The sequence below is a fragment of the Bartonella kosoyi genome (assembly GCF_003606325.2).
Taxonomy (GTDB): Bacteria; Pseudomonadota; Alphaproteobacteria; order Rhizobiales; family Rhizobiaceae; genus Bartonella; species Bartonella kosoyi.
Map to the genome: position 1 here is coordinate 1,740,799 of NZ_CP031843.2, position 12,501 is coordinate 1,753,299.

A 12,501-nucleotide genomic window follows, 5' to 3' on the forward strand; every position below is an offset into this window, starting at 1 on the left:
CGTGAAAATAAAGCAATTTATATGGCCCTTAATTGGTATCTTAGCAATGCTGATATCTATTCGGATTCTTTATATAAAGCTCTCTGCCATTTCGTTCGGAGATGTATTGGAACGTTTGAGCAATTTAAATACACAGCACTGGTTATTAGCCTGTTTATGTTCTCTGCTTGCTTATGCTGCTCTTGCTGGTTATGATCGCATCGCCTTACAACATCTAGGCCATAAAATTTCTTGGATTTTTATTGCGATCTGTTCATTCACAACTTACGCTCTTTCACATAATATCGGTGCTTCAGTTTTTTCTGGTGCCGTCGTGCGTTATCGCGCTTATAAAATGAAAGGATTAAATGGAACAGAAATCGCCATATTAGTAGGTTTTTGTTCTTTTACTTTTGTCATTGGTACAATCTTACTGTTAGGGATCGTTTTGGTTTTGCAACCCGAAATTATTACCCTCATTCATGAAGAGCTTCCCGAATGGCTAGGAACGACAGTTGGAGCAATTTTACTCAGTTGCATAGCACTTTATACGTTTGGGAGTTGGCTGCAATTGAAGCCCTTACGCTTGGGCAAGAAAATTCAGCTTTCCTATCCACGACTAAAAATTGTTATTCAACAGCTCCTCATTAGCCCTCTAGAGCTTTTAGGAGCAGCAGGAATTATATATGCTGTTCTCCCCTACAATGCAGATATTCATTTTATTTCTGTTCTTGGTGTTTTCCTTGCATCTTTTACGATAACGCTTCTCTCCAATGCACCAGCAGGAGGTGTAGGCGTTCTTGAAGCGCTCTTCATAACAGGTATGCCGAGTATAAATCCAACCGATGTTATCGCGGCACTTATTGTCTTTAGAATACTCTATTTGATCATACCACTCATCATTTCGTTATTTGTGGTTGCCATTTTTGAAGCACAACAATATTGGAAAAGAGCCCCCAAAACACCTCCTAAATAAGTAAAAGGCTATCAATGGCTTCTTTTGTGTGTGCTTATAAATGATAGGATCATATTGAAGTTCAAGTTGCATCTGTAAATTAATACAATCATTATTTTTATTTATCTTTTTACCTTCGAACTTGAAAGGCTCCCTTTATAAGAAACTTATTCTGAATAAAAACAGAGAAATATTTATCTATTTTCCTTCAAATAAATTCCATAAACTTGAAAATATCTACCCGTGTAGAAAACACTCGTTTCGATAACATACAACATATTGATTTATGAAGATAATTTATCGTTATTCACCTTGAATAAAAACCTTGAATACCGTAAGATTCTCTCATTTCCAATCTCTCCCACGTTGAATCAATCAAAACCATGTTTTTTGCACGTTATAAGCAGGAAGAAGCGCGTGAAGTTAAACTGTACAAGAAAGGATTAAAATACCTCTTTTAAATCGTTTCAAGGACAAGAGTTGCTGGTATAATATTGGGACGAACAAAGTGTGTAGTGTCGGCTTTTTCCTCCCCCAATTTCATTAAACCTCTTATATCTTAAAAAATTTCACGCAATCAATAAATTATTTATAATATAAAATAAATGGTGGGTGATGAGGGGATCGAACCCACGACCCGCTGATTAAGAGTCAGCTGCTCTACCGACTGAGCTAATCACCCATAAGCTTCGCCAAAAATGAGAATGGACGTTTCTATAACGCTCCTAAGGGTAGATGTCTAGATATTTTGTTGTTTTTTATAGAGAGTCACTGTCTGTAAGGTTAAAAATATGATATTCACCACTTGATCTTATATAAAAATAAACCCATTATAAGAAGCTCTATAAATAAATTTTCTGTTTGTTATACAGGACCCATAGTTGGAGGATTATCGAGCATAATGCCCGAGCAAAATTTAGAGGAACCTTCTTGTGATTGTAAGCGGGATGGGACGTCGTTTTGTTTTATCAATAATCATATGCATTTAAGCAATGCTTTGCTGTTTTTTTCTTTGAATGTAAATTTTTTACATTCAATGTTTATGATCCAATATACGAATAAAAGCTCATGAATTTTTTTTGTCTATTGCGCGCTTTTAAGCTTTTAAAAGGTAAGAAATGATGGAATGGATCACTGATCCCCATGCGTGGTTTGGTTTGGTCACGTTGGTTTTTCTCGAAATTGTTTTAGGAATAGATAACCTTATCTTTATTGCAATTTTAGCTGAAAAATTGCCATTGCATTTGCGTGACCGAGCACGCTTGATAGGTCTTACTTTAGCATTAATCATGCGGCTTTTCCTTCTTACAGTTATTGGATGGGTTATGAGACTCGATACGATCATTCTTTCACTTTCATCCTTTGTCTTTAGTTGGCATAGCTTTATTTTAATTGGGGGTGGAGCCTTTTTGCTGGCAAAAGGAACATTAGAATTACATGAAAGGTTAGAAGGAGTATCACATGAAAGGAAAACAGGCGTTGCTTATGCTGTTTTTTGGCAAGTAATTATTCAAGTCGTGGTGCTAGATGCTGTTTTTTCACTCGATAGTATTATTACCGCAACAGGTATGATCGCAAAAGAGCAAGCAACAGTTATGTATATCGCAGTCATTGCCGCTATGGGAGTCATGATGTACGGCTCTGGCCCTCTTATGCGTTTTATTAATCGTCATCCCACTATTGTCATTCTTTGTCTTGGATTTTTGATGATGATTGGTTTCACGCTCGTCGTTGAAGGATTTGGTTTTCATATTCCCAAAGGGTATTTATATGCTGCTATTGGTTTTTCTGTTCTCATCGAAGCTTTTAATCAAATTGGACGTCGTAACCGTGAAAAGATGATTACAACGAATGATCTACGCAGTAGAACAGCTGATGCTGTTTTAAGGCTCTTAGGAGGGGGAAGTAAAGATAGTCATCTTGCTGAAACTGTAGATGTCATTGCGGAACAAGCCGCAGCTTCTGAGTTATTTAGACCAGAAGAAAAAGAGATGATTCGTGGTGTTCTCGATTTAGCAGATCGTCCTGTTCGCTCTATCATGTCGCCGCGCAATGAGATTGAGTGGTTAGATTTAAATGCTAATGAAAATGAAATGCGTGAAGAATTACAAAAGGTTAAGCATAGCCGCTTAATTCTTGCGCGTGAAAAAGTGGATGAATTTGTTGGCGTTGCGTTGACAAAAGATCTTCTTTTGAATTTGGCTGAGGGTAAAAAGATTAATTGGAAAAAAGCGATGCGAGAACCGCTTGTTGTTCATGAAAACACAAGTGTTTTACGATTGATGGAACAATTACGTCATTCTTCGATTCAGCTTGCAATTATTGTTGATGAGCATGGCTCTTTTGAAGGAATTGCAACACCAACTGATATTCTTGAAGCTATTGCAGGAGATTTTCCTGATGACGATGAAGAGCTCATGATCGCAGAACAACTTGAAAATGGCAGCCTTCTTGTAGAGGGATACGCTGATATCCGCCGTTTAAGTAGTTATCTTGGACGAAATCTTGTTGATGAAGCAGACCGTTATACGACTCTGGCAGGCTTTATGCTTTGGCAATTTGGTCATTTGCCGAATGAAGGAGAAAGTTTTGAAACGGACGGTTTACGCTTTAAAGTGATTGAAATGGAACGCCGAAACATATCTAAAATCCTTATTTCTCCACTTGCGTTACCAGAAAAAAGCTAATTCTTTTGATCCATAAGATAAGTAAAAAGATTTTTCTTCATGATGAAAAAGTGAAAAGAATAGGAAACTGATAACTTAATTATATCGTCCTTATTTTATTTTTTTAAGCGTGAAAGAATGAATATACAAAAATTAAGTTATCAACGAATTTTTTGTACAAAAAATTCTCATCGACTGTGATTGCTTAGAGAAGTATCTAAGCAGAAATCCTGAGTTTCCCCACGCATTCCTTAATGTTCTTTCTGTAAAACCACCCTATAGCCTACCCTCTCATTAAAAGCTTGGAGAGACAATACTGACTGTTTATCATCAATAATTGATCATTAATCCACATAATGCATATTTTTTTTACAAAGCTCACATATCGATATGAGAAAAAACATTGTTTCCCTAGTGATACCTTTTCTATATAAAAGGAAAAGAAAAACTTGGAGGTTTCCTATGATTAATAATATTTACTGTGTGGGACTCAATTATGTTGAACATGTTCGTGAACTAGGCAATGTTGTTGAAGATGAACCTGTTATATTTAGCAAACCGAATAGTTCACTCATCTTAGGAAATCAAATTGATCTTCCTAATTTTTCCAAAGAAATACATTTTGAAACTAAAATTGTGCTTAAAATCTCAAAGGATACCTTTATGGTCAATGAAAGGGAAGCTAAAGAATGTTATGATGCCGTAGCAATAGGTCTTGATCTAACAGCGAGAGATTTGCAAACGAAATTAAAAGAAAAAAAACTTCCTTGGCTTTTGTCTAAAGGTTTTAAAGGAGCCGCATATGTCTCTGACTTCATAAACAAGGAAAAAATCAAGGACCCAATAACTTTCGAAATGAAGTTGAATGGTGCAACAAGACAACTTGGCAATACGAGAGATATGATTTTCAGCTTTGGAAAAATAATATCATTTTTAAGTCACTACATTCAGCTAAGGCGTGATGATATCATATACACAGGCACTCCACAAGGCGTAGGAAAACTCTCTAAATTTGACAAAATAGAACTCTATCTTGAAGATCAATTAATCTCAGAGCTAAAAGTAAAATAAGTCATCAAATACTGACCTTTTTCATTGTTTCATTTTTTTAGTCATCTCACCGGAACCGAACATGGCCCTTATCATCGATAATGCAACAAGATTGGGGAAAAAGAACGCATTTACGAACGTTTTAGGACTGTGTACAGCAACATATGCGCATGGGGCATTTTCCATATTAGGTATATCAGCACGCATTCTCAACAACAAAACGCTCTTTCTTTTAGTAAAACTCATAGGAAGCTGCTATTATTATATAGGGGCATTAAATCGATTAAATCTGGAATTAACACCTTAAACTCAAAAGAAATAATACAAAAAAATGAAAAAAAATACTGAAAGTAAAGTGAAGTTTTTAACCAGCTACGTGAATGGTTTTATGACACAAATACTCAATCCTAAAGTATCTATGTTCTATATAGCGGACTTTCCTAAATTTTTGGCGTCTGGCGGCGATCATCAAAAAGGTTTTGAACTTGTTAACGATACATTCCTTCAATATCTTTGCATGGTTTACTTTAATGACCATTTTTATATCATTTGCTCGCACCACTTTAAAAAAGAAAAAAATAAAAGGACGCATTAGTCGTGCGACAGGAACAGTTTTGTCTTTATTTTCTTTTTTCATTTTCTTTGGATAATTTTATCTTCCAATAATAAAAGACTAACAAAACAATCTTTTCGTGCTTCTATCTATCGCTACGAATATTCCAACCTCTAACAGAGCTTATCAACCACTAGTTGCTTCTCATGTTCTCTGTATACCTGAATGACACCGCATTTCTTTATCATCGTCTAAAGAATTTTTGTATAAACAAGTAAAAGTCTTACGCAAAATTTTATAAAATATTATCAATAGGTAAGGGAAATTATTATTCACAACTTTAAAAGAGAAAAGTATGGCATTCCTCTTTTTCTTTGTGAAAAGGATAACTCCTTCTCACTTATGATAGCATTATAAAAATAAAAAAAGTGATTTTAGAAATCATGTATTTTCTATCACTAAAGACTTTTCCCTATACTTAAGATGCCAACTCTCTAATGCTCCTTGAGAAAAAGTTAAAACGCTCTCTTATGAATAACAACATACTGATGATAAATGATAATTTATTATAAAGTCATAAAAAAGTCTAACAATTCCCAGAAATAATTTTAAAGGGGGACTCTATCGAATCCTTTTTATGAGCCATTTATTTGTTCTTAAAACAATAAAAAGCCCCCTCTTCAAATATCTGTTATGTTAATTTAAGAGAAAAACATTCTTTTTTTCAGAACTATATTCTTTTCTTTATCCACATAAAATCATAAAAAATGTTTTTTTCCTTTACTCCTCATTTATATCATGCTTCGATACGAAATATACCTTTTTAGTGTCATTTAATCTCAAAATAACTCAAAGGGAACCCCCAAAAAATGAACTGTAAACAAAATTTAAAAGATGATCCTCAGAAGAAACTACAACGTGGTCTAGATAACCGTCACGTACAACTTATAGCCCTGGGTGGAGCTATTGGAACAGGACTCTTCATGGGATCAGGAAAAACAATTAGTGTAGCAGGCCCTTCTATCATACTCGTTTATGCTATTATTGGATGTGCCCTATACTTTGTCATGCGTGCAATGGGAGAATTATTGCTTTCTAATTCACAATATCGATCTCTTATTGATTTTTCAACCGATATGCTAGGGCCGGGAATCGCTTTTTTTGTTGGCTGGAACTATTGGTTAAGCTGGGTTGTGACTGGAGCAGCAGATATTATTGCTATTATTAATTATATGCATTTCTGGTGGCCAACACTTAATCCATGGATTGTTGTTTTTGCTTGTATTGGTTTCTTTTTAATCCTTAACCTCCTTGCCGTAAAGTTTTTTGGTGAACTTGAATTCTGGTTTGGTCTTATCAAAGTTGTAGCAATTTTAGCATTAGTTATTGTTGGATTTTATATGATCGCGACAGGCTTTACTTCTCCAAATGGTACGGTTGCTTCTCTCAGTCACGTATGGAATGGTGGAGACATATTCCCCCGAGGGATTACCGGTTTTTTTGCGGGATTTCAAATTGCTATTTTTTCTTTTGTTGGTATAGAAATTGCTGGAACAACGGCAGCTGAAGTCAAAGAACCTAAAAAAGTTCTCCCTAAAGCAATTAATGCAATACCGGTGCGTATTGTCCTTTTTTACATCCTTTCTCTTGCTGTGATTATGTCCGTTACACCTTGGAATCAAATTGTTCCAGAAAAAAGCCCCTTTGTCTCCATGTTTTGGCTCGCTGGCATTCCAATAGCTGCGGGTTTGGTCAATTTTGTTGTTCTCACCTCAGCAGCTTCTTCAGCAAACAGTGGTATTTTTTCGACTAGCCGTATGATATATGGACTTGCAACACAAAAAGGGGCTCCTCCAATTTTAGGGAAGCTTTCCAAATACCGTGTTCCAGCCAATGCTTTGTTCTTTTCCTGCCTATGTATTTTAGTAGGATACACAATTGCATCATCATCTCCAAGCATCATAAGTGCTTTTACAATTGTAACCTGCATTTCAGCGATTGCATTTTTATTCGTATGGTCCGTTATTTTAATTAGCTATATTGTGTATCGTCGCAATCACCCTCATTTACATGCTGAATCCATCTACAAAATGCCGGGAGGTCCCATTATGTGCGGGGTTGTGTTAGTTTTTTTTGCTTTTATGCTCTATTTGTTGACATTAGAACATGATACCCTAACAGCTTTAAAATACAGTATCTTTTGGTTTATTTTCTTAGGCATCATGTACTTTATGTTTATAAGAAAAAAAATTGCTCCAAAAAATAAATAAGATCATACAAAACATTTCAAAAAAGGGTAACTAAAGTTACCCTTTTTCTACTTAATCTGTCTCCCAACACCTCAAAAGAAGAGGATTTCTCTCAGCACCGGTTTGTAAACAATCCGGCCCGTTAAGGCAAATACTGCTGACCACTTATATGGTTTTACCCTACATAAGGCTCTTTATAGGCAACCTCCGCCCTAAATACTAACCACACATTCTAAAAATATCTAATATGCAAAATTTTTTATATCTTATCACTACTCTAAACAACGATGTTGTAGGCATAATAAGATAAAACACGAGCTATTCTGTAAAGAATTTTCTATAAAATTCACCTCCATTGTTTACTAAGAAATATTTAGATTTCATCTAAAATAACCGCAAAATTTTTTTCTATAAAAATACTTTTTAAATAAACTATAAATTATTATTTATTCAAAAATATTTTAAATATATTATTATATAATAATTATAGTTATTATTAATGTTAAATTAAAATACAACAATTATAAATAATAATAAGTAAAATTTAATTACTTATATAATATATTTTAAATATAAATATGTATAAATAATAAAAAATTAAAATTTTATACTAAAATTTATATGATATTAATTTTTTATAAAATAATTATAACATTAATTAATAAAATTTTTTCTTTATTTATATAAAATCATAGAAAAAAATTCCTTTACTCCTTAACCATATCATGTTCCGATAGAAAGGATTACCTTTTTTAGGGTAATTTTCATCTTAAAATAACTAAAGGGAACTTCCCAAAAATGAACAAACAAAATTTAGAAAAAAAAACTAAGAAGAAATTGCAACGTGGACTACATAACCGCCACATACAACTTATAGCCCTTGGTGGAGCGATTGGAACAGGTCTCTTTATGGGATCAGGAAAAACAATCAGTGTAGCAGGTCCCTCAATCCTCCTCGTTTATGCGATTATTGGTTGTGCTCTATACTTTGTCATGCGTGCTATGGGAGAATTATTGCTTTCTAATACACAATATCGATCTTTTATTGACTTCTCGACTGATCTTCTAGGACCATGTGCCGGTTTCTTTATCGGCTGGACATATTGGTTATGTTGGATTGTCACTGGAACTGCTGAAATTATTGCTATTGTCACTTATGCACACTTTTGGTGGACTGAACTCAATCCATGGATTCCTGTTATCATTGGTCTTATGTCCTTTTTAATCCTCAACCTCGTCGCCGTAAAACTCTTTGGCGAACTTGAGTTCTGGTTTGGTTTTATCAAAATCGTAGCAATTTTAGTTTTAATTGTTGTGGGATTTTATATGATCTTCACCGGCTTTGTCTCTCCAAACGGGTCAGTTGCTTCCCTTAGCAATATATGGAATGGTGGAAATCTTTTTCCACGAGGGATTACAGGCTTTTTTGCTGGATTTCAAATTGTTATTTTTGCTTTTGTTGGCATTGAACTCGCTGGAACAGCAGCAGCAGAAGTAAAAGAACCTCAAAAAGCTTTACCACAGGCTATTAATTCAATACCAATCCGCATTGTATTCTTTTATATTTTCTCTCTTCTTGTGATTATGTCTGTGACGCCTTGGGATCAAATAAGTCCAGAAAAAAGCCCATTTGTAACCATGTATGCCCTTATTGGTATTCCAACTGCCGCCGGTTTGATGAACTTTGTTGTCCTCACAGCTGCCGCTTCTTCAGCAAATAGTGGAATTTTTTCTACCAGCCGTATGGTATATGGGCTAGCAACACAAAAAGGGGCTCCTAAATTTTTAGGAAAGCTTTCTCGTAATCACGTTCCAGCCAACGCATTATTCTTTTCATGCTTATGCATCCTACTAGGTTATGCGGTTGTAACGTTATCTCAAACCCTCATAGCTGCTTTTACAATTGTTACAACCATTGCCGCAACGTTGTTTATATTTGTGTGGTCTATCATTTTGATCAGCTATATCGTCTATCGTCGCAATCGTCCTCTCCAGCATACTGTCTCTCCCTATAAAATGCCAGGAGGTGTTGTTATGTGTTGGATCCTTCTCGTTTTCTTTGCATTCATTATTTATTTATTATCATTAGAAGCAGATACTGCCATAGCTTTAAAATATACTCCAGCATGGTTTATATTTTTAGGCATTGTATATTTTCTTTTTGGAAGAAAGAATTATGCAAAAAATTAAAAAATAAAGCCCTTTAAAAAATAAAGATTGTGTTGCAAGAAAACATATAAAAAAGGGTAACTTAAGTTACCCTTTTTTAATATTTATTGATAAAATTATGCACGTGACAAAATATCTCTGAAAAGACTTCAATTACGTTCTTTATCAACCAAAGCGTTAGATTTTATCCAAGGCATCATAGAACGAAGTTTTTTACCAACTTCTTCAATAGGATGATTATCATTTAAACGCCGCATACTTTTAAAATGAGCCGCACCTGCCTTATATTCTTGAATCCAATTCGATGTAAATTTACCTGTTTGAATATCTTTCAATATACGCTTCATTTCTGCTCTGGTTTCATCCGTAATCACACGTGGACCAGACATATATTCACCCCATTCAGCTGTATTAGAAATCGAATAATTCATGTTTGCAATACCCCCTTCATACATGAGATCAACAATCAGTTTAACCTCATGTAAACACTCAAAATAGGCCATTTCTGGTGCATAACCTGCTTGTGTTAGTGTTTCATACCCTGCTCGTATCAATTCAACAAGACCACCACATAGAACCGCTTGTTCACCAAAAAGATCCGTTTCACACTCTTCTTTAAATGTTGTTTCAATCACCCCTGCACGTCCACCACCAAGTCCACATGCATAAGATAATGCCACACTATGAGCATGCCCTGAAGCATCTTGTGCCACCGCTATTAAGCAAGGAACACCACAGCCCTGTTGGTATTCATGACGAACTGTATGCCCTGGACCTTTAGGAGCAATCATCACAATATCAACGTTTTTTTTAGGTTCAATCAAGCCAAAATGAATGCTTAAACCATGGGCAAAAGCAATAACTGCCCCATCACGTAAATGGTCATGAATATGCTCTTTATAAATATCAGCTTGCAACTCATCTGGTGTTGCCATCATGATGAGATCTGCCCATTTTGCTGCTTCAGCAACACTCAGCACTTCAAAACCATCAGCCTTAGCCTTTTTAACTGTTTCCGACCCTAAACGCAAAGCTATTTGCACATTTTGGACACCGGAATCTTTCAAATTCAAAGCGTGTGCACGCCCTTGAGAACCATAACCAATAATGGCCACTTTTTTTCCTTTAATGAGATTAACATCCGCATCACGATCATAATAAACACGCATAAAAACACTTCCTTCTTTCTCTATTTAAACTGGATTTCAGATTATTTTATTAAATAAGAAACATTATCTTCAGTGCATTACACACTCATAAAGATAAAAAACACTGCTTACAAAAACACAGCAATTGAATAACCTTTTAAAGTTGACATATTGCATAGAAAAACTGTAACCCCCAAACATTCCCAAAACATATATGAATCCCCAAATAAACTTCAACTGTTGTCCTACAAAGGCGATACCTACACAAAACAAGATTTCTAAAGAAAATATATCTGCTAAGATTCTATTCTTCTATCGCGCAACAAAACGTTATAGCCTAAAATTAAGATACAACATATAATTTTTAGCATGAACCAAATTAATATGGATAGCAAGAAAAATTACAAAATAACAAGGATTGTTTTAATACAACCTTCAACAACATATATCTAACAATATCTCTGAAATAACAGAGAATATGCATTCCCTTACAACTTTTACCTTTTAAATTCTCTAATAGCCACGCCTGTCACACAAAACAAAATGTCCAAAATAGAACACTCTTGTGTTATTCACCCACGCACTTTTTTTAATCTCTCACTGTGCTCGAGCTCTTTTCAAGAATCCGCAGCCTAAAATTTGTAAGAGTTTAAGACTTATTGTGTTCCCTCTTTCCTTTATAAAGAGATAAATTGATATCACCGCTCTCTTTTTTCTCCAAATGTTGCAGCAGCAACTCTTATTACATTGATCTCATTTATAAAAAACATTTCACGCACTCAAAAAAACAAAAAGCGATCAATAAACAAAGAAATAATAGGATATTTATAATACGTTCTAACAGTGCTATTTATTTAAACAGATATAAAATTATTTTTTTAAGATAAACTGAGCTTTATAAAAATCTCTTTTCCAATTTTTATAGAGAGAAAAATTACGATAATAACCGGAGAAAACGCTGAACAGTCTCATGCATTCCATACTCTAACGCATCAGCAATAAGCCCATGACCAATAGAAACCTCATCAAGCCAAGGAATATTTTTGACCAGAGCAGGAAGATTCATAATCGTCAGATCATGTCCTGCATTCATACCCAACTGCAACTCTTTGGCTCTTTTTGCCGCTAAAACAAGTTTATTGAGCTCTTGATCTTGTGTTGTTTTATCCTGAAATGCAGCACCATAAGGTCCAGTGTAAAATTCCACACGATCAGCCCCTATTGTTTTAGCAATATCAAGACCATCAATAGTAGGATTAGCAAAAAGTGATACACGAATCTTTCTTTTTTTTAAACGCTGAATAATAGGGGCTAAAAATTCTGCATCATGAGCAAAATTCCAACCATGATCAGACGTTGACTGATTTGGATCATCAGGAACAAGCGTCATCTGATCGGCATAGTTTTCAGCGATATCCAAAAATTGATCACTTGGATAACCTTCAATATTAAACTCAGCAGGAGGAAAAGTGTTCTTTATTAAACCGTATATATCTGGCAAATCTGCAAAACGAATATGCCTTTCATCGGGACGTGGATGAACTGTCAAACCTGCCGCTCCAGCGGCAAGCGCTATATGCCCCATATTCTTAATATTTGGCCACGGAAGATTACGTCGGTTGCGCAAAACAGCAACAGCATTAAGATTAACCGAAAGTTTTACCGCCATGCCCATTTCCATTTTCTACAGTGTATAACAAGATAGAAAAAAGGCATTTTCCATCTGAAACTT

The 12,501-nt window shown here is 34.9% G+C and carries 7 protein-coding genes and 1 tRNA gene; 5 read left to right on the forward strand and 3 right to left on the reverse strand.

Annotated elements, in window-relative coordinates; genetic code table 11:
* Position 1 precedes the first annotated feature (1 nt).
* Positions 2 to 955: a lysylphosphatidylglycerol synthase transmembrane domain-containing protein gene (locus tag D1093_RS07650; RefSeq protein ID WP_120101736.1), complete on the forward strand. Its 954-nt coding sequence runs from the start codon at positions 2 to 4 to the stop codon at positions 953 to 955.
* A gap of 585 nt (positions 956 to 1,540) precedes the next feature.
* On the opposite strand, the gene D1093_RS07655 is transcribed toward D1093_RS07650, so the two are convergent.
* Positions 1,541 to 1,616 (reverse strand) — tRNA-Lys (locus D1093_RS07655).
* A 436-nt stretch (positions 1,617 to 2,052) separates the two neighbouring features.
* Between D1093_RS07655 and D1093_RS07660 the strand changes: the two genes are divergently transcribed.
* From D1093_RS07660 to D1093_RS07680, 4 genes are all read left to right on the forward strand, one after another.
* A complete protein-coding gene (locus tag D1093_RS07660; protein ID WP_120101738.1) occupies positions 2,053 to 3,621 on the forward strand; it encodes a TerC family protein in 1,569 nt (522 codons plus the stop codon).
* 441 nt (positions 3,622 to 4,062) lie between these two features.
* Positions 4,063 to 4,671 (forward strand): fumarylacetoacetate hydrolase family protein, encoded by a 609-nt coding sequence (locus D1093_RS07665; protein ID WP_120101740.1) that lies wholly within the window; start codon positions 4,063 to 4,065, stop codon positions 4,669 to 4,671.
* A gap of 1,401 nt (positions 4,672 to 6,072) precedes the next feature.
* A complete protein-coding gene (locus tag D1093_RS07675; RefSeq protein WP_120101742.1) occupies positions 6,073 to 7,473 on the forward strand; it encodes an amino acid permease in 1,401 nt (466 codons plus the stop codon).
* A gap of 777 nt (positions 7,474 to 8,250) precedes the next feature.
* Positions 8,251 to 9,642, forward strand: a complete 1,392-nt coding sequence (locus tag D1093_RS07680) for an amino acid permease (protein WP_120101744.1) — start codon at positions 8,251 to 8,253, stop codon at positions 9,640 to 9,642.
* Between the two features lie 128 nt (positions 9,643 to 9,770).
* On the opposite strand, the gene ilvC is transcribed toward D1093_RS07680, so the two are convergent.
* On the reverse strand, positions 9,771 to 10,790 hold the full coding sequence (gene ilvC / locus D1093_RS07685) for a ketol-acid reductoisomerase (RefSeq protein WP_150222296.1): 1,020 nt from the start codon (positions 10,788 to 10,790) through the stop codon (positions 9,771 to 9,773).
* Positions 10,791 to 11,703: 913 nt separating this feature from the next.
* Positions 11,704 to 12,438: a pyridoxine 5'-phosphate synthase gene (locus D1093_RS07690; protein ID WP_120101746.1), complete on the reverse strand. Its 735-nt coding sequence runs from the start codon at positions 12,436 to 12,438 to the stop codon at positions 11,704 to 11,706.
* Positions 12,439 to 12,501 lie beyond the last annotated feature (63 nt).

What these genes read in the sequence shown, in the direction of transcription:
- D1093_RS07690 (WP_120101746.1), bottom strand. Translation starts at nt 12,438, where the DNA reads ATGGCGGTAAAACTTTCGGTTAATCTTAATGCTGTTGCTGTTTTGCGC.
- ilvC (WP_150222296.1), bottom strand. Translation starts at nt 10,790, where the DNA reads ATGCGTGTTTATTATGATCGTGATGCGGATGTTAATCTCATTAAAGGA.
- D1093_RS07665 (WP_120101740.1), top strand. Translation starts at nt 4,063, where the DNA reads ATGATTAATAATATTTACTGTGTGGGACTCAATTATGTTGAACATGTT.
- D1093_RS07680 (WP_120101744.1), top strand. Translation starts at nt 8,251, where the DNA reads ATGAACAAACAAAATTTAGAAAAAAAAACTAAGAAGAAATTGCAACGT.
- D1093_RS07675 (WP_120101742.1), top strand. Translation starts at nt 6,073, where the DNA reads ATGAACTGTAAACAAAATTTAAAAGATGATCCTCAGAAGAAACTACAA.
- D1093_RS07660 (WP_120101738.1), top strand. Translation starts at nt 2,053, where the DNA reads ATGATGGAATGGATCACTGATCCCCATGCGTGGTTTGGTTTGGTCACG.